This is a genomic window from Sphingobacterium sp. UBA1897 (genome assembly GCF_002337775.1).
Classification (GTDB): domain Bacteria; phylum Bacteroidota; class Bacteroidia; order Sphingobacteriales; family Sphingobacteriaceae; genus Sphingobacterium; species Sphingobacterium siyangense.
On record NZ_DDGR01000018.1, the window covers coordinates 612,872 to 631,082 of the forward strand.

Sequence of the window (18,211 nt, forward strand, 5' to 3'; positions counted from 1 at the left end):
ATCTTTTTTCCTACTCTTGTAAATTTCTTTTTATCGATTGTCGTGAGGTTGTTGAAAAACGGTCTTTTGCTGTTATTTAATCGTTCTAATTTTTTGATATTGGATTACGCTGTAAAATGTGTGTTTATGCAATCGTTTGTTTAATTGGCGCAATCGATTTCGTTGTTGCTAAATTTTGATATACTATCATCTTGCTTTAGATTTAGCATTCATGTACCTAAATTTTGATTAGTACGCTAATCAATTTTTAAACTAACTATTAAATATTATGATTTCAAAGATTCTCGACAATCACAAGTTGAGTCTGTTATCATTAGCTTTACTCATTGCAAGTACACACAGCTCGGCTAATGCTAATGGTCTTACGTTTCCAAACAACAATATTTTGTTGAATGACGCGGTTTATCAACAAAAAGTGAATGGAAAAGTGCAGTCTACAGACGGCCCGTTGGCTGGAGCAACCATTAGCGTTAAGGGGAGCGGTAAATCGACATCCGCAGGAGCAGATGGACGTTTTACAATAGATGCTAAAAATGGTGATGTACTGGTCGTTACAAGTGTTGGTTATAAAGCACAAGAAGTGACCGTGACAGGACCGGTTGTTAACATCAATATGGAGTCCAATAGTGAAGCACTCCAGGAAGTTGTCATTGTTGGTTATGGAACACAACAGAAAAAAGAAAGTTTGACTGGCGCTCTTCAGGCGGTTAAAGGAAACAAATTACGTGATGTCACTACGCCATCGGTTGAAAACATGCTGAATGGTAAAGCTGCCGGGGTATATGTTGCCCCAGGAGCCGGTAAACCAGGGTCAAATGGCGGTGTTGTGATTCGTGGTCAGGCAACATTAAGTGGTACGACCAGCCCATTGTGGGTCATTGACGGTGTTATTGTTGGCTCAAGCCCAGGTGATATCAATCCGGACGACATTGAATCATTAACCATCCTAAAAGATGCTGCTTCAACCTCGATTTATGGTTCTCAAGGCGCGAATGGTGTTGTCGTTGTGACAACCAAAAACCCTACTGCATCCAAAACAAGCATTAGCTTTTCTACAAAAATGGGTATCAACCAACTTTCCAATGGACACATGGAAATGATGGATGGTGCTGAACTCTATGACTACTTTGCGTCATTCTCCAATCAAGATAAAATTAAATTTCCACGCTGGAACCCTGAATTACGCAACAGTAATTTTGACTGGTGGAAACTGGCGACAAAAACCGGGTTTGTCCAAAACCACAATTTGTCTATTCAGGGTGGAAATGATAAATTACAGTCTTATTTGTCTTTAGGTTACTACAACGAAGCCGGTGCTGTAAAAGGATATGATTACGATCGTTATAATTTTAGATTACGTACCAACTATAAGCCTTTCGATTGGCTGACCATTAAGCCATCTATTGCGGGATCAAGACGTGCTGTAGATGATCGTCAATATGATGTCAATGCCATGTATGGAAACCTGCCTTGGGACAGTCCTTACGATGCAAATGGAAATTTAGTGCCACATCGTTACAGCGGCTGGGTCAACAATGCAAGTACAAACTACTTGTACGACCTCCAATGGAATCATAGTGCCAATACCAATTATGAATTTATGGGTAACTTAGATTTCGACATCAAATTAACAGATTGGTTGACGTTCTCTTCTGTCAACAATTATCGTTACAATAGTTATTCCGATAGCGGATATCAAGATCCACGATCAAACAGCGGCGAAAGTGTAATTGGTCGTGTGACAGATTATCGCATGGAATTTGCCCGTCGGTATACCAACCAGATTTTACGTTTCAACAAGACTTGGGATAAACATAGCCTGAATGGATTGGCTGCATACGAATTTAACGACTATTGGACAAAAACCTTAGATGCTTATGGAACAGGTATTGTAAATGGTTTCGAGGTATTGGATGTTGTTGCAAAACCAGAGCGAACCAGAGGTGGAATTTCCGAATGGGCAGTACAGTCATTTTTGTCTAATGCAAACTATGCATACGATAATAAATATTTGGCACAGGTATCTTTCCGTCGTGATGGAGCATCCAATTTTGGTACCAATGCAAAATATGGAAACTTCTTTTCAGTTAGTGGTGGTTGGAATATCAATAAGGAAGAGTGGTTCAAGGCTGATTGGGTAGATAACTTAAAACTGAGAGCGGCTTATGGATCGGTAGGTAATAGACCAAGTTCATTATATCCGCAATATAGTCTTTACTCGGTGTCTGCATCATCAAGTTACAATGGTATACCAGGGGCATTAATTAGCCAAATCGGTAATAAAGATCTGACTTGGGAAAAAACCTATACAACTGGTTTTGGGGTTGATGCAGCCTTGTTTAAGAATAGATTGCGATTCAATGTTGATTATTATGACAAGAAGACCGATAATGTACTTTATCAAGTGCCAATCAGCGGTCTGACCGGTGTCACTTCTATCTGGAAAAATATTGGTAAGATGCAAAACCGGGGGATTGAATTGACCATCGGTGGCGACATCGTTCGAAATGACAATGTACATTGGAGCTTGGATGTTAATTTGAGTCACAATGTGAATAAATTGACCGAGCTATTTGCGACAAAAGATGCCAATGGTAACCTTGTTTCAAAACCAATTATCGCAGGTGACGGATCGGGTATCGCTGGATCAGCGCAACGTCTGCTTCAACCTGGTTTTCCCGTAGATACCTATTACTTAAAAGAATGGGCAGGTGTTAACGTAGATAATGGTTTGCCAATGTGGTATCGATACGAGACAGATGCCAATGGCAATGAAACAAGGACAACGACGTCGAACTATTCCAATGCAACCTTCCGTAATGTAGGAAAAGGAAATCCGGATCTTTTTGGCGGTTTCAGTACGGCTTTAAGTTATAAGCAGTTTGACCTGAATGCCGTGTTCGGTTTCTCCTTGGGGGGTAAATTATATAATTACTCGCGTCAGGAATTTGATTCGGATGGAACCTATACGGATCGTAACCAGATGAAGTTACAGGATGGTTGGAGCCGTTGGGAAAAACCTGGCGATGTTGCCACTCACCCGATTGCAAGATACGACAACCAAGATAAAGGTAATTCACCTTCAACACGCTTTTTAGAAAGTAACAATTTCTTGAAAATGAGATCGCTGACCTTAGGGTACAACTTTGATTTAAAGAAATATAACATCAAAAATTTACGTGTCTTCTTAGCTGGGGAGAATTTGTTTACGATTACAAACTATTCGGGTGTTGATCCGGAGCTTCCATTGACTGAGCCAGATGGCAAAGGCGGCGGCGGTCAAATGATTCGATCTACCGGAGTTTCTGTCTATCCTATGGTTCGCAAATACATGTTCGGCGCAAGCGTAACATTTTAATTTTAACGTTTAGAAAATCAACAATGAAAAAGATATTAATAGGACTTTTGATCGCAACGGCAGTATCCTCCTGCGATATAGATCGTCTTCCTTATACTTCAATGGATGAAGAAAATATTGCAAGTAATCCTGATGCAATGGTAACAGGTACTTATGCGCAGTTAAAAGCTTGGTCTGATCCGATGCACCGTCTTGGCGAATACGCTGGGGATAATAGATGATCCGCGGATCATCGACAGATGCATTTTACGAATTTATTTCCTATGCAAGAACACCCAATAATTACCGTTTGCAAAACTTTTGGGATAGCGGTTATAAAGCGATTGCCCAATCGTCGAACCTGATCAAGATGTTTGCTGAAGGTCAGAGTCCAGAAATGGACAATAAAATAGGTGAATGTTATTACATCCGTGGAATGATGTATTTTTACCTTTGTCGCGCATTCGGGAAGCCTTACTACCAAAGTCCAGAAACAAACTTAGGCGTTCCGATTGTCAATGGTACACCTGAAGATGTTTTCAATGATTTGAACTTACCGGACCGTGCGTCTGTAAAAGATACTTACGCGCAAGCGATCAGTGATCTGAAAAAAGCAGAAGCTTTAATGACCCTTGATAAGGGGGCCGCATATGCGTCTAAGGGTGCAGCGCAAGCGATGCTTTCCCGTATATATCTGTATATGAGTGGTACGTATAAAAATCCAAATGCGGAATATGCGCGTCTTTCTGTAGAATATGCGGATAAAGTGATTAACTCAGGTAAATATGTCCTGTTGGGCCGTGAGCAATTCATGAAATACAATACGTTTAGACCTGAAGATAACAAGGAGACCATCTTTGCGGTGAAACGTGTGGCTTCTGAATTTTCGGGCGATGACCATTATTATGGCATTGGAGGTATGTATTCCAATATTGGTGGTATGGGCTGGGGTGAGATGTATTCCAGCGCCAAATACATTGACTTATTGAATGAAACTGGTCGCAATGACTGGAGACCTGATCATTATACGATTGTCGACGCACGTGCAGCATTTATTGAACCTACTTATTCAAAAGATGATGCGGGAAAATACACAACTGTTTTTCGGTTTATTAAACAAGATGTACCCAAAAATGCAGGCGATCCGGTTACGCTAAGCTATGTACAGGCTCCTGCTACCATAAACGGGAATACCGTGACTTGTAAAGATGGTGATAATGTCTATACATTAACTGCTGTCAATGCTGCACAACAAACCTATAAAATTGCCTATGCAGATGGTAAAACATATACAGGTATGATTGATTACTATATTTCCTTGAACCGGGCTTATCCACAATTTTATATTGTGAAATGCTCACGTGAAGGTGAGGAGTCTCAACTGCACTCCCCTGTAATCAGCCGCTTGGGTGAAATTTATTTAAACCGCGCAGAGGCTAATGCAAAATTAGGTAATTATGGTGCAGCGCTAAATGATTTAAATACCATCAGAAATCGATCTATTGTCAATGGTGGATATACTTCAATTGATGCGGCCAGTGCAAGCAAACTGATTGACAAAGAGCGTCAGTTGGAATTGGCTTATCAGGCTGAACGCAGCTACGATGTGTTCCGTAACGGAGACCCGTTAAACCGTACATATCCGGGGCCACAGAAACAATTTGAAGATATTCTACCAACAGATTTTAGAGTAACTTATTTTATTCCTCAGGATGCGATCAATTCATATCCGGGCAAATTGACTCAGAATCCAACGTCTAACTAGGCGAATATTGATAATTTAAACCCTATAAATGGCTTTACTTCACGGTAAAGCCATTTTTGTTTTTGTGTCGCGATAATCCCTTTCGAATCCGTATCTTTGTTCCCTTAAGTATATTTTTAGCATAAAAGTGCCGCCTGCTGTGATAGTGGGTGGATCAAATAAAATAAATATGGCAAATATTGTTGCAATTGTTGGTCGTCCAAATGTTGGTAAATCTACCTTATTCAATCGTCTTACAGAAAGTAGAAAAGCGATTGTTGATGACTTTAGCGGGGTGACGCGCGACCGTCATTATGAAACAGCCGAGTGGATCGGAAAGAAATTTACAGTAATTGATACAGGTGGTTTTGTACATGGTTCGGATGATGTCTTTGAAGAGGCTATTCGCGATCAGGTTTATATCGCTATTGAAGAAGCTTCAGTCGTTATATTCATGGTGGATGTCACAACTGGTATTACCGACTTGGATGACGAAATCGCTGATATTCTGAGAAGAAGCTCCAAACCTGTGTATGTAGTGGCCAATAAAGTCGATCACGCGAAATTGCATCATGAATCGGCAGAGTTTTATGCCTTTGGTTTAGGAGAGGTCTTCAATATCTCGTCAGCGACAGGATCGGGTACAGGTGAACTGTTGGATGCTGTGGTTTCTCATTTCGAAGTGGAGGAGGAAGAAGAAGAATCCTTACCTAAATATACCATCGTAGGCCGCCCGAATGTAGGTAAATCTTCTTTGACAAATGCTTTGATCGGTAAAGATCGCAACATTGTAACGCCAATGGCAGGGACAACACGTGATTCAATCCGTATACATTACAATCAATATGGACATAACTTTTTATTGATCGATACTGCAGGTCTTCGTCGTAAGTCCAAAGTAAATGAAGATATTGAGTTTTATTCGGTGATGCGTACCATCAAAGCCTTGGAAGATTCTGATGTGACGATTTTAATGTTGGATGCACAGGATGGATTAGAAGCGCAGGATGTTAATATTTTCAACCTGGCAGAGAAGAACCGTAAAGGTATCGTAATTGTTGTCAATAAGTGGGATTTGATCGAAAAGGACAACAAAACAATGAAGGCTTTTGAAGATCGCATCAAAGAGAAAATAGCACCATTTACAGATGTGCCTATTATCTTTACTTCCGTAACTGAAAAACAACGTGTTCTTAAGGTGTTGGAAGTTGCCGACAAGGTATATGCCAACAAAACCAAAAAGATCCCTACTTCCAAATTGAATGAAGTGATGTTGGATATTATCGAGAATTATCCACCGCCATCCTTAAAGGGTAAATATATCAAAATTAAATATGCAACACAGTTGCCAGGACGGACACCGATGTTTGCATTCTTCTGTAATCTGCCACAATACATCAAAGATCCGTACAAACGTTTTATTGAAAACAAATTGCGTGAGAACTTTGACTTTACAGGTGTGCCAATTCAAATATATTTCAGACAAAAATAGATTTCCAAGCAGCGATTAAACATGGACCATAATCTCTATTTATACAATACGCTTTCGCGAACAAAAGAAAAATTCGAACCTATTCATCCCAATCTTGTTGGTATGTATGTATGTGGGCCCACAGTGTACAGTGATGTGCATTTGGGGAACTGTCGGACGTTTGTGTCTTTTGATTTGATTTTTAGATACTTGCGTCACCTTGGTTATAAAGTGCGTTATGTGCGCAATATTACCGATGCGGGGCACTTGGAAGGCGATCGTGATGAAGGGGATGATAAATTTGCAAAAAAAGCAAAATTGGAACAATTGGAGCCGATGGAAATTGTTCAAAAGTATACGATAGGTTTTCATGACGTATTGCGTCTTTTCAATACGTTGCCGCCCAGTATTGAGCCTACTGCGACAGGACATATTTCCGAGCAGATTGAAATGATCGAACAGATTATGGAGAATGGCTATGCCTATGAGCGCAACGGTACAGTCTATTTTGATGTTGAAAAATACGTTGAAACATACGATTATACGATATTGACCAATCGTAAATTGGAGGATATGCTCAATAATACCCGTGAATTGAGCGGTCAGGATGAGAAAAAGGGACGTTTGGATTTTGCCTTATGGATCAAAGCAAAACCTGAAACGATTATGCGTTGGCCTGCACCTTGGAGTGTTGGCTTCCCAGGTTGGCATATTGAATGTTCGGCCATGAGCAGAAAGTACTTAGGTGATCAGTTTGATATTCATGGCGGTGGAATGGATTTGGCAGCTACACATCATACCAATGAAATTGCACAATCAGAAGCATGTAACCATACGAGCCCTGCCAAATATTGGATGCACACGAATATGTTGACTGTAAATGGTGCGCGTATGTCCAAATCTGCCGGAAATGGATTTTTACCGGGCGAACTATTTACTGGAAATCATCCCTTATTGAATAGAGGTTATTCGCCGATGGCCGTACGATTCTTTATGTTGCAGGCACATTATAGAAGTACGCTGGATTTCTCCAATGAGGCTTTGGATGCGGCCGACAAAGGGTATAAAAGACTCATGACTGCGATCAGTCTTTTAGACAAATTGAAGGTGTCGAAAGGTGCTGATTCATTCAATTTAGCTGAAATCCGCCGCAAGTGTTACGCAGCTATGGATGACGATTTTAATAGTCCTGTACTCATTGCCGAATTGTTTGAAATAGTACGTATCATCAACTCGATTTATGATGGTAAAGCGAAAGTAACAGCTGAGGGATTGGAAGGTCTTCAAGTATTCATGAAAGAATTTGTTGAGGATATCCTAGGGCTTAGAAACGATCAGACTTCAGCATCCGATGATATCGATGACGTCATGAATCTGGTCATTAAACTACGTAATGAAGCCAAAGCAAATAAAGACTTCGTCACCTCTGACCGTATTCGTGATGAGCTTAATTCTATTGGAATTCAATTGAAAGATAGCAAAGAAGGAACACTTTGGAATAAGATTTGATAGATAAGAAATCGAATTTATAAAAGAGGAATAAAATGGAATATTCCTATTGGGAAAACACATTATCGTGGAAACCAATGGATATTCCATGTAACCTTTAAAAGAAAGATCAATTTGCATATGAATTTTTGGAATAGGCTATCCGTCGTCGCATTCATGAGTGTTGCTGGTACAACACTTTATGCGCAGATACCTGAGAAAGTTGGAAGCCTATTGCAGGCCGATAAGGATGCTGCTGCACTGGCTAAAGCCTCTACACCGCATCAAGCGTTTCTTTCGATCATTGATAAGGAATCTACGTTTTATGTCCCATCGGCAGTAAATGCTTATAACTATCTTAATAATAGACCAAATATTCCCGATGTCTTAAATTGGCAACCTACGTTTGCGTTGATTGCTAAAAGTCAGGAGTTTGGTGTGACTTCGGGGTCTATGGACTTTCAGAAAGTAGGTGCAAGATTGCGTCATGGAGAATACTTGACTGTCTGGAAACGCAACAAAAAGGGTAAGTGGCTGGTCGATATTCGGGCCGAAGTTGAAAACAACGGGAAGGATGGGGAATTTGATCTTGAATATATCGAACCTACCGATTCGTGGTATCTGAAGCATCGCTCTAAAGTGCGATTAAATCAGCGTGAAGATATTGTCCTGGAAACAGACAAATTGATGTCAACAGTTCTGAAGGCCGATAACCCAACCGCATATAAGGAGTTTTTAAGCGAGGATGTCCGCTTTTTGTTCCCTTGGACCAGTCCGATGGAGGGAAAGGCCACAATGATGGCTTACCTCAAAAAACAACGGATGACGATAGAAACAGTGCCCGAAGAAGTAAAACGTTCGTATAGTGGCGATTTTGCCTATACAAAAGGAACTGCAACGGTGCGACAAAAGGATAAGGTGGTGAAGTATAATTATATTCGTATCTGGCAACTGAGTGAATTGGCGAAGGATGATGTGAAGAAAGCGAATTGGAATATTCTGATCGAGATGATGTTTGAGAAATAGCATGACGATTGCCAAATAAAAAAAGGGCTTGAATATATACTATTCAAGCCCTTTTTTATAGGATAAGTGTTGTACACTTATTGTTTTTTCCATTTTTTCAATTCATCGCATGAACCAAACTCGTCACTGATATTGATAAATGTTGTTTTCGATTTATCATCGAACCATTTACTTAGATTGCGATTGATTTTATCTTGTCTGGCAGCCTCTTTGATTTTGGTGAAATCCTCGTCCAAATTTGCTTTGTGCGGCGGAATACGTGTTTTCAAGTAATTGAAACGGTAGCCAACATCGCCCATTTTGTCTGTAAATTGCTCTGGTTTGGAGTATTCTCCTGGTTTTAGGGGATCGATTGCTGTAAATACTGATTTTTCCAAGCCATCCATAGGAATTACGGTTGTGCGGCTTGAGCCTTCTTGATTTAGGATCATACCCCCATTGAATTTGCTTTCTTCTGCATCCGAATAATTTGTAGCAGCGTGATAGAAATCCATTTTTTTGTCAACAACCAGTTTATAGATACTGTCCAATTTATTTTTGGTTCTTTCCAATGCAGCAGTACCAGGATTGATCTTCATCAGGATATGGCGTGTATGCACCTCTTCGCCCCGTCGTTCGAGTACCTGAATAATATGAAAGCCAAATTTGGATTCTACAATTGGAGAAATTTCTCCCGGTTTTAATTTAAAAGCCATCGCGGAGAATTCCTTTACGTAGTTGTCACGTGTGCCGAAACCTAAATCACCACCATAAGGGGCAGATCCGGGATCTTGCGAGTATATACGAGCCATTGTACCAAAGTCTGAGCCATCTACAATCTGCTTGCGGATACCTTCAATCTTATCTCGCTGCTCTTTTTTTTCTGCATCTGTCAATTTGGGCATCATCACAATCTCACCGATTTCTACCTCGGTATTGAAGTAAGGCAGACTGTCTTTATTCAAGCCTTCAAAATAACGCTTTACTTCCAATGGTGTTACGTCTACTTTTTGAACAATGTTTTGCTGCATTTTGTTAGCTTTCAATTGCTCAAAAACACTTGAACGCATTTCTTCTTTGTATTGCAATAAAGAGCGGTTGAGGAATTTTTCAAGACGTTCTTGCCCTCCTGCCTGTTGTGACATATGACGTAGGCGGGAGTTAAGGTTATCGTCAACTTCGGTTTCCGTTACATCTATAGAGTCAATTACTGCCTGTTGGGAAAGCAGCTTCTGAATGATTAACTGCTCAAGTACGCCGCATTTAAAATTTTCATTAGGTTTATTCCCTTGCGCTAACCATTGAGAATATTGCATATCCACGTCGGACTGTAAGATAATGCCCGATCCAACCGTTGCTACAACGCGATCAATAACTTGACGTTGCGCAAGACTGGCCTGAATTGATGCAAACAGCAATAAAAACAATATATAAATGTTTTTTTTCATCCGTATAAATTATTTATGATATTTATGAGTGATCTTCATTTGTATAAATGAATTCGTTTCACTCGGTTATTTGTTCATCATTTATTTTTTTGTCACAAGCATGCACGCTGCCTTCGGCGGTATACGTAGTAATTGTGTTCAATATATACTTTTTTGAACAACAGCACAAAATTATCAGATTATATGAATTATTCGTACTTTTATTTAACAATATTTTTGTATTCCCAATATTTTAAATGGGCGATTTTAGAATTGTTAAAATTGATGTGCTAAAATACGCATTTGCCTATTAGAAAGGACGGTTTTAACCAAATTTAACAAGTCTATTGACGATATTTACGCCTGTAAAATGGAGGGGTTTTAGATCCTCAGACCGAGGAATGAATGGGGGAATTTAATTGGGTTCCCGTATAATTTAGCAACAAACTTGATGTAATGGTCTCATTCAACAAATGAGTAGCTACATCTATAAAATAATTTCAATGAAAAAAGCATTTATTTATTTGATGACAATTTTACCTCTTGCTAGTTTTGCGCAACAGATTCCCATGTTTGTGGGCACTTATACGAGCAAAACCGCGAGCAAGGGCATCTATATTTATAATTTTGATGTTAAAACTGGTGAAACAACCTTGTCGAGCACGCAAGAAAGTAAAGATCCATCCTTTTTAGCGCGAAATAATAACTTTATTTATGCCGTTAATGAGGTTCCAAATCAAGAGGGGACTGTTTCTGCCTATTCTTTTAAGGACGGTCATTTAACTTTTCTAAACTCACTTCCTTCCGGAGGGGAGTCGCCTTGTTTTGTTGAAGTACATCCTAAGGGTAGCTTGCTCGCTGTAGCAAATTATACAGGCGGCTCTGCAGCGCTGTTTGATTTAGAAAGTAATGGTGTTTTGAGCAAAAGAGCACGATTAATACAACATGAGGGCAAGGGGGTGGATCCCGTACGCCAAGAAAAGCCACACGTACATTCTACTTTTTTCTCCAATAAAGGGGATAAGTTGTACGTCCAGGATCTTGGTTTGGATGAGATTTCTATTTATCCGGTGAATAAAACGGGAAATGCCTATAGTCTTGCAGATGAATCAGAAGATATCTTTACACCGGCAGGGGGGGGACCACGTCATATCGTGTTTGATAAGAAAGAGAAATTCCTGTATGTCGTATTGGAAATGACCGGTCAAATTGCATCGTATAAGAAAGATGGAGATGCATGGATGTATCAAAGTACTTTTGATATTAACCCCGAAGGCTTTAAAGGAAGTAACGGCGGTGCTGACATGAAGATCTCTGCTGATGGAAAATTCCTGTATGCGACCAACCGTGGCGATGCCAATACGATAGCTACTTTTTCGGTAGAAAAGGATGGAGAATTGAAGAAAATAGCGAATCTTTCAGTAAAAGGTAAAGGTCCGCGTAATTTCAACCTTTCTCCGGATGGGAAATATCTTTTGGTCGCCAATCAATATACCAACAACATTGTTTTGTTTAGCCGGGATGCTAAAACGGGTTTGTTGACAGATACTGGAAAAGAAATTGCTGTACCAGCACCAGTTTGCATTATCTTCTAATCCAGAAAAGAAGTTCGAATAAGAAAAGAAGATTTTTAGGAAAAACCGTATGCGTTTTTTCTTAAAAATCTTCTTTTCTACAATCTAATTTACCTTCCTTTTCAAGGTCATTTAAGGTGGTTCCCTTCCATGTTTTTACCCGCTGTATATAGGCAGCCCTTCCAATCATGTGTGCTGCAACCGGAGCCGTTAGGATCAGAAAAAATCCAATAGCTATAGCCTTGGTCGTTACGGATACATCCGGGAAGGTCATTGCCGCACAGATAAGTAAAAGTCCCACACCCAGCGTTGCCGCCTTTACCGTAACCGAAAGACGCAAATAAAAATCGGGCATCCGCAAGATGCCAATAGACGCAAATAGTATGGCCAAGGCCCCGATGGTACTGAGAATGGCTAAAGTAATATCAATCATCTTTGCTTTGTTTTTCTAAATAAAATGAAAATGCGATCGTACCAAGAAATGCGATAAGCGCCAAGATCATGGCAATGTCTAAAAACACTTCCTGCGAAGTTCGTATACTATAAACGGTAATAATGCCAATTCCGATGGTGATAATGAGATCTAGGGCAATAACACGATCAAATATCTGGGGTCCTTTATACAGACGAATAAAAGCCAGTATGACTGAGATAGTCAAGATCGGAAGGATCACATAATCAAAATAGCTATTTAAAGTCATCTTAAGAGTTCTAAAAGTCTTCGTTCAACATTATTTTTAAGGGTAGAAACAAACTGTTCCTTGCTTTTCATGTACATGACGTGAATAAAGAGCGTTTTTTTATCTTCACTTACGTCGAGGATGAGTGTGCCGGGTGTCAATGAGATAAAGGTTGAAAGCAGGTTAATTTCCAAATCGGTTTTTGCATCCATGGGATACTTGACAATCGCAGGTTTGATAAAAAACTTGGGGGTTATCACGTCGTAGGCAACCTGCACATTGGCAACAATCATTTCCCACAGGAAAAAAAGAATAAAACTCAATGTTTTGGGGACCCGATAAAAGTAGCGTTGGTCCACCTCATTCCTGTTCATAAGCCAGAGGATACCAAATCCCAACATAAAGCCGAAAAGGAAGTTGGTGTAATACATCGATCCCGTCAAAGCGACCCAGATGAAGGATAGCATGAGGTTCATTAAAAACTGTTTTATCATATCATTTCTGCCCTCCTAATACAGCGTTTATGTAAGGTGATGTGTCCAATAATTGTGTAGCGATCTGATCCGCGACATGGATAATCGCTTCGGCGTTGAGTCCGATATACAGGGATGCAGATGCCAAAATAACAACAGGGAGTATGAGCATTGTTCTTTTATAGCCGATCATACCCGCAAATTTGTCCTCAATGATTTCCGGATCAGGTGCATCTTTCCAGAATACCTGCGCCCACATTTTGGCGATGACAAACAAGGTGATAAAGCTGCCAATAATCAGGGCTCCCGCGAAAGCATACTTCTCTAAGTGGAAGGCATCTTTGAATAGATAGATTTTAGGCCAGAATCCCGAGAGAGGCGGGATGCCCACCAGTGAAAAAAGAACAATGGCAAAAAGTAATGAAATCTTTGGGTATTGGGCATAAAGTCCACCCAGTTTAGTCATATCCATGGTGCCGCGGAGTTGCCGTATAACACCGGCTATGAGGAATAAATTCGTTTTGACCATGATATCATGGATCAGATAGAATACTGCCCCCAATAAAGCCCATTTGCTATACAGGCCCAATCCGCCAATCATAAAACCAATATGACAAACGATCAAATAGGAAAACAACCTCCGGATATTGGTTTTGATCAATGCACCAAAAGCGCCCGTCAGAATTGTCAATATGGCTAGTACGATAAGGAGTTCCTTGGTAAAATGATTGGGAATAAATAGTAAGGAAAATACCCGGAACAAGGCGTAAATCCCAACCTTGGTCAATAAGCCTCCAAATGTCGCTGCTACGGCCGAAGGTGGTGTATGGTAAGAGGACGGTAACCAGAAATAGAGTGGAAATACAGCGGATTTAATCCCAAAACCGATCAGGAAAAATGTTGCTGTAATTTCTACTAAAGCCTGATTTTGTATTTTAGGAATACGGAGGGCCAGGTCGGCCATGTTTAACGAGCCTGAAATGCCATAAAGTATACCTATTCCTGTTAAGAAAAATGTGGAAGCCAGGATATTCATGGCCATATATTTTACGGCACCTTCCAATTGGGATTTTCTGCCCCCCAAAGTCATCAGCACAAAAGAGGAAATAATAATAACTTCAAACCATACATACAGATTGAAGATGTCACCGGTTAGAAAAGCCCCATTGAGCCCCATCATCAAAAAGTGAAAGATCGGGAAATAACCATAAAGAATACGCTGGCGTCCTACACCGACACAGGAAAAGATGGAGACCGCCAGGCCTGCGATTGAAGTCAGGAGAACAAGGGTACTGCTGAATAGATCGGCAACAAAGACAATTCCAAAAGGAGCTTTCCAATTGGCTGCATTCATGGTCAAAATACCATCATCATAAACCTTGAAGAATAGTTTAAAGGCAAGAATAAGTGCGAGCAAGCTTCCGCCAACGCTCAGAAAACGTTGTGCAGTGGATTTGCGCCACAACATCAGTTGGACAATAGCAATAAATAAATGCACGATAATCGTGGCAATAATGTGGTTGTCTATCATATATCTTCTTCCTCAGGCGTGTTCAAATCATCCAGATCATCTGTACCCAGCAATGCATATACACGCTTGAGTAAAACGATGGCAAAGGAGGTTAGGCCAAAGCTGATCACGATGGCCGTTAAAATAAGTGCTTGCGGAATCGGGTCCGCATAAATATCTGTGAATACCTTCAGATCGGGTCCAATGATAGGTGGTTTACCTTTAATAATGTTTCCCAATAAGAAGATCAATATATTGGTACCATTGCCCAGTAACATAATCCCCAACAACAATTTCACCATGCTTCGACGCAAGATGAGGTATATTCCGGCAGCATAAAGGATGCCGATCAATAACACGAGTATCAGTTCCATTATTCTTCTTCAGTAGTTAAAGCAATTGTAAATAAAATCGTCAGGACGACACCTATGACAACAAAGTATACACCAAGGTCAAAAAATAAGGCGGTTCCTATCATCCCGATAACGGGGATTTTCTCTTCCAGCCAAAGCCCGGTCATGACGGGGTAGCCAAAAAATGCAGGTAAGAACATGCTTATGGCCGAAATCCCCAATCCGATGGGAATAAGTGACAAGGGTTTGTACTGAATCAGTTTCATGGTATTTTGAGGGCCAAAGGCAAAACTATGCAGCACAAAGGCAATCGAAGCAACCAAGCCGCCAACGAAACCTCCGCCGGGGTAATAATGCCCCCTGAGTAGAAGGAACACCGAGAAAAGTAAGAGTATCGGTAATAAATACCGCGTAGCGGTCTGTAATATTGTACTGTTCATTTGTTACTATTTAGCAAGGAGTTATCAGCTCATTTGTGCATAACCTTTATCAATCATTATTCTTTATCAGAGGATTTTAAACGTAATTTTAATAAGCTATATACCCCTAATGCAGCAATACTCAATACTACAATTTCAAACATGGTGTCAAAACCTCTGAAATCCACAAGTATTACATTGACGACATTTTTTCCTTTAGCAAGCACATAAGCATAATCGCCATAGAAATCACTGATATTGGTTGTCGTTGGTTCATGGAGGACACGGAGTGCGACCATGGATAGCAGAATTCCAAAAACGATAGCGACCACGGCGTCGCGAATGATGGTGCGTCGGTTGGCCAAATTCAGAAAAGAAGGGAGCTTAAAGAGTACCAATACGAAGAGTACCACCGTGAGTGTATCAATGGTGAATTGCGTCATCGCTAGATCTGGGGCACTGTAAAACACGAAAATAAGACATATGGCATAGCCTACAACACTGGTGGCTACTACGGCTGTTAAACGGGATGAGGTGCGGATGGTGAGTACAATGGCGCCGATCAAAATGCAGACTGTGGTGACTTCGTAGAAACTCACTGGAGATAAGGTTTCCCATTTGATATGGAGTGGTCCGCCCAAATATAACTGGTAGGCGATCAATAATTCGGCAAATAAGATAATTTTCAACAGATACGAACGCAAATAGCCATTGTGCATTTTGTTGGTGAAGAAAGTAGAGAACAAAACAATTTCCTGCGCACATAATTGGATGATATATTCAGGAGAAATCTTATTGAAATTTGCAATCCAAGCCAATTTTTTCTCGCTGGGCCTGTTTATGAAATAAAGTAACGTGCCAGCGGCAATTGTAATAGCGCTTAATAGCAGGATTAAATTAAAGCCATGCCAGATTTTCAGGTGAAATGTTTCGCGGCTTGCGAGTATACTTGTTGCGGTAGGTCCGGCAATCCATTCCCCGACAAGTCCTGGGATGCACCCAAAGACAACGCCTAATATAGCTAAAAGTAGAGGTGGGATCCACATGGCTTTATAGGGCAGGTGGATTGTATTAAATTGCTCGGGTAGCTTACCCATAAAAGGTTTGATGCCGGCCATAAATCCAGCAGAGACCAAGAGTATATTTGTTACTACTGCAGCGAAGGTCAAATAGAGAAATAAATCGGGTGTGGCATGTAGTGTTGCCTCGTAAATCAGATCCTTTCCAATAAATCCAAATGTAAGTGGAATACCTGCACTGGAAAGTGCCGCTAGGAAACCTGCGATAGCGACAGGCATTAATACCTTGCGTAGCCCCCGCAAGACTGTAAGATCCCGCGTTCCGGTTTCATGGTCTATAATCCCCGTAATCAAGAATAATGCGGCTTTATATAGGGCATGTACGAGTATAAAGACACTTGCAGCAATAATGGCATCCTTGGTGCCGAGCCCCAATAAGAAAACCAAAATACCGAGGGCGGATATGGTTGAATAAGCGAGTACTCCCTTGAGGTCTGTTCTGAAAAGCGAATGGAAGGCGGCATAAAGCATCGTGAGGCCACCAATGGCCATGAGGGAATACATCCAGATCGGGTTGCCCCCAAGTATCGGTGAAAAACGGGCCAAAAGGTAGATTCCGGCCTTTACCATGGTTGCCGAATGTAAGTAGGCCGACACAGGTGTTGGCGCCTTCATGGCACCGGGTAACCAAAAATGAAAAGGGAATTGTGCTGATTTCGTAATCGCTCCAAGTGCTACGAGGCCAAAGACCAGGGGAAAGAGTGGATGTTGCTGAATGATCGATACTTTGCCGATGAGAGCTGTAATATGGTAAGTGCCAGCAATATTACCCAGCAAAATAAAACCTGCCAGTAGAAAAAAACCACCCAACCCGGTAATGGATAGTGCAGTCAGTGCGCTTTTGCGTGAATCATTTTTGTCATTGTTAAATCCAATGAGAAAAAATGAGCTGATCGAGGTCAGTTCCCAAAAGATAAACAATAGTAACATGTTGTCCGACAGGACAAGCCCCAGCATAGCCGACATAAAAAGGCAGAGGTAGCCAAAGAATCGATCGATATATCGATGACCTTTGAGATAGGCATTCGCGTAAAAGAATATACAGGATCCGATCCCAGTAATCAATAAGGCGAAAAGTAGTGACAGTCCATCTAATTTAAAATCCAGATTGATGCCTAAGGAGGGCACCCACGATGTTGATTGGACGAAATAGGAGCCTTGACCAATAGGTACAATATATTGAGCAAAGTATAGAAATAGAAGTACCGGTAAGAATGCGAGAATAAAACCCCATTTGGTTTTTAGGAATCGACCAAATGGAACAATAAGGCTCGATGTTATTAGTCCTGAAAGAACAGTAAATAGCATGTAGTCTTTGTTTTAATTTTTAACCTTCTACATTTCATCGTTGCCAACGCTTATATGGCGATGAAGGTTTTTTGAAAGTTTACAATATAGTAAAAAAAAGCGAAAAAATGCTAGTTTTTGACAGTTTTCTCTCTCTATAAATGATAAAAGCAGGAATTTTGTTTTGTTTTTCGGAAAAAAACTAAACTAGTTTAGCAATCTAGAGACGAATAAATTCGGGTTTAGAATTATTATTTGGGATTGACAAAAAAAAAGAGCATTTTTACGATACAATTATTAAACATCCTCAATTGGATGTGTTTTTTACCCTAAATAATCTCATCTCTAAAAATAATAGAATCAG

At 40.5% G+C, this 18,211-nt stretch carries 15 protein-coding genes; 7 read left to right on the forward strand and 8 right to left on the reverse strand.

Annotated features, from left to right (window positions below; translation table 11 throughout):
• Nucleotides 1-268 precede the first annotated feature (268 nt).
• From B4N43_RS10685 to B4N43_RS10710, 6 genes are all read left to right on the forward strand, one after another.
• The gene (locus B4N43_RS10685; RefSeq protein ID WP_083296082.1) at nucleotides 269-3,358 is read left to right on the forward strand and encodes a SusC/RagA family TonB-linked outer membrane protein; all 3,090 of its coding nucleotides are present in this window, start codon (nucleotides 269-271) and stop codon (nucleotides 3,356-3,358) included.
• 23 nt (nucleotides 3,359-3,381) lie between these two features.
• Nucleotides 3,382-3,579 carry a hypothetical protein gene (locus tag B4N43_RS10690; protein ID WP_286734595.1) on the forward strand — a complete coding sequence of 66 codons (198 nt, stop codon included), beginning with the start codon at nucleotides 3,382-3,384 and terminating at the stop codon, nucleotides 3,577-3,579.
• Nucleotides 3,576-5,102, forward strand: a complete 1,527-nt coding sequence (locus tag B4N43_RS10695; RefSeq protein WP_286734597.1) for a RagB/SusD family nutrient uptake outer membrane protein — start codon at nucleotides 3,576-3,578, stop codon at nucleotides 5,100-5,102. The genes B4N43_RS10690 and B4N43_RS10695 overlap by 4 nt, the downstream gene beginning before the upstream one ends.
• Before the next feature lie 169 nt (nucleotides 5,103-5,271).
• Nucleotides 5,272-6,573: a ribosome biogenesis GTPase Der gene (gene der, locus B4N43_RS10700; RefSeq protein ID WP_070569188.1), complete on the forward strand. Its 1,302-nt coding sequence runs from the start codon at nucleotides 5,272-5,274 to the stop codon at nucleotides 6,571-6,573.
• A 21-nt stretch (nucleotides 6,574-6,594) separates the two neighbouring features.
• Nucleotides 6,595-8,061 (forward strand): cysteine--tRNA ligase, encoded by a 1,467-nt coding sequence (cysS, locus tag B4N43_RS10705; protein ID WP_075994298.1) that lies wholly within the window; start codon nucleotides 6,595-6,597, stop codon nucleotides 8,059-8,061.
• Between the two features lie 120 nt (nucleotides 8,062-8,181).
• Nucleotides 8,182-9,066, forward strand: a complete 885-nt coding sequence (locus B4N43_RS10710) for a DUF4440 domain-containing protein (protein ID WP_070569123.1) — start codon at nucleotides 8,182-8,184, stop codon at nucleotides 9,064-9,066.
• Nucleotides 9,067-9,143: 77 nt separating this feature from the next.
• Here the strand turns inward: B4N43_RS10710 and B4N43_RS10715 are convergent, their stop codons facing one another.
• Nucleotides 9,144-10,493 (reverse strand): peptidylprolyl isomerase, encoded by a 1,350-nt coding sequence (locus B4N43_RS10715; protein WP_075994297.1) that lies wholly within the window; start codon nucleotides 10,491-10,493, stop codon nucleotides 9,144-9,146.
• 482 nt (nucleotides 10,494-10,975) lie between these two features.
• Between B4N43_RS10715 and B4N43_RS10720 the strand changes: the two genes are divergently transcribed.
• On the forward strand, nucleotides 10,976-12,067 hold the full coding sequence (locus B4N43_RS10720) for a lactonase family protein (protein ID WP_075994296.1): 1,092 nt from the start codon (nucleotides 10,976-10,978) through the stop codon (nucleotides 12,065-12,067).
• 61 nt (nucleotides 12,068-12,128) lie between these two features.
• Here the strand turns inward: B4N43_RS10720 and mnhG are convergent, their stop codons facing one another.
• Genes mnhG through B4N43_RS10755 form a run of 7 tightly spaced genes read right to left on the reverse strand, consistent with a single transcriptional unit; the run spans nucleotide 12,129 to nucleotide 17,868 of the window.
• Nucleotides 12,129-12,479, reverse strand: coding sequence for a monovalent cation/H(+) antiporter subunit G (mnhG, locus tag B4N43_RS10725; RefSeq protein WP_046671613.1), 351 nt, complete (start codon nucleotides 12,477-12,479; stop codon nucleotides 12,129-12,131).
• On the reverse strand, nucleotides 12,472-12,747 hold the full coding sequence (locus B4N43_RS10730) for a monovalent cation/H+ antiporter complex subunit F (RefSeq protein WP_046671612.1): 276 nt from the start codon (nucleotides 12,745-12,747) through the stop codon (nucleotides 12,472-12,474). Before B4N43_RS10730 ends, mnhG begins: the two co-directional genes overlap by 8 nt.
• Nucleotides 12,744-13,220 carry a Na+/H+ antiporter subunit E gene (locus B4N43_RS10735; protein ID WP_046671611.1) on the reverse strand — a complete coding sequence of 159 codons (477 nt, stop codon included), beginning with the start codon at nucleotides 13,218-13,220 and terminating at the stop codon, nucleotides 12,744-12,746. The genes B4N43_RS10730 and B4N43_RS10735 overlap by 4 nt, the downstream gene beginning before the upstream one ends.
• 1 nt (nucleotide 13,221) lies before the next feature.
• Nucleotides 13,222-14,730 carry a proton-conducting transporter membrane subunit gene (locus B4N43_RS10740; protein WP_075994295.1) on the reverse strand — a complete coding sequence of 503 codons (1,509 nt, stop codon included), beginning with the start codon at nucleotides 14,728-14,730 and terminating at the stop codon, nucleotides 13,222-13,224.
• Entirely contained in the window at nucleotides 14,727-15,083 is a 357-nt protein-coding gene (locus B4N43_RS10745) for a Na+/H+ antiporter subunit C (RefSeq protein ID WP_046671609.1), read from the reverse strand. The genes B4N43_RS10740 and B4N43_RS10745 overlap by 4 nt, the downstream gene beginning before the upstream one ends.
• On the reverse strand, nucleotides 15,083-15,502 hold the full coding sequence (locus B4N43_RS10750) for a Na+/H+ antiporter subunit B (protein ID WP_075994294.1): 420 nt from the start codon (nucleotides 15,500-15,502) through the stop codon (nucleotides 15,083-15,085). The genes B4N43_RS10745 and B4N43_RS10750 overlap by 1 nt, the downstream gene beginning before the upstream one ends.
• A gap of 56 nt (nucleotides 15,503-15,558) precedes the next feature.
• Nucleotides 15,559-17,868 (reverse strand): putative monovalent cation/H+ antiporter subunit A, encoded by a 2,310-nt coding sequence (locus tag B4N43_RS10755; protein ID WP_248932578.1) that lies wholly within the window; start codon nucleotides 17,866-17,868, stop codon nucleotides 15,559-15,561.
• Nucleotides 17,869-18,211: the final 343 nt, after the last annotated feature.

Excerpts from the sequence above, each read along its gene's own strand:
- B4N43_RS10685 (WP_083296082.1), top strand. The coding sequence starts at position 269 with ATGATTTCAAAGATTCTCGACAATCACAAGTTGAGTCTGTTATCATTA.
- B4N43_RS10690 (WP_286734595.1), top strand. The coding sequence starts at position 3,382 with ATGAAAAAGATATTAATAGGACTTTTGATCGCAACGGCAGTATCCTCC.
- B4N43_RS10695 (WP_286734597.1), top strand. The coding sequence starts at position 3,576 with ATGATCCGCGGATCATCGACAGATGCATTTTACGAATTTATTTCCTAT.
- der (WP_070569188.1), top strand. The coding sequence starts at position 5,272 with ATGGCAAATATTGTTGCAATTGTTGGTCGTCCAAATGTTGGTAAATCT.
- cysS (WP_075994298.1), top strand. The coding sequence starts at position 6,595 with ATGGACCATAATCTCTATTTATACAATACGCTTTCGCGAACAAAAGAA.
- B4N43_RS10710 (WP_070569123.1), top strand. The coding sequence starts at position 8,182 with ATGAATTTTTGGAATAGGCTATCCGTCGTCGCATTCATGAGTGTTGCT.
- B4N43_RS10715 (WP_075994297.1), bottom strand. The coding sequence starts at position 10,493 with ATGAAAAAAAACATTTATATATTGTTTTTATTGCTGTTTGCATCAATT.
- B4N43_RS10720 (WP_075994296.1), top strand. The coding sequence starts at position 10,976 with ATGAAAAAAGCATTTATTTATTTGATGACAATTTTACCTCTTGCTAGT.
- mnhG (WP_046671613.1), bottom strand. The coding sequence starts at position 12,479 with ATGATTGATATTACTTTAGCCATTCTCAGTACCATCGGGGCCTTGGCC.
- B4N43_RS10730 (WP_046671612.1), bottom strand. The coding sequence starts at position 12,747 with ATGACTTTAAATAGCTATTTTGATTATGTGATCCTTCCGATCTTGACT.
- B4N43_RS10735 (WP_046671611.1), bottom strand. The coding sequence starts at position 13,220 with ATGATAAAACAGTTTTTAATGAACCTCATGCTATCCTTCATCTGGGTC.
- B4N43_RS10740 (WP_075994295.1), bottom strand. The coding sequence starts at position 14,730 with ATGATAGACAACCACATTATTGCCACGATTATCGTGCATTTATTTATT.
- B4N43_RS10745 (WP_046671609.1), bottom strand. The coding sequence starts at position 15,083 with ATGGAACTGATACTCGTGTTATTGATCGGCATCCTTTATGCTGCCGGA.
- B4N43_RS10750 (WP_075994294.1), bottom strand. The coding sequence starts at position 15,502 with ATGAACAGTACAATATTACAGACCGCTACGCGGTATTTATTACCGATA.
- B4N43_RS10755 (WP_248932578.1), bottom strand. The coding sequence starts at position 17,868 with ATGCTATTTACTGTTCTTTCAGGACTAATAACATCGAGCCTTATTGTT.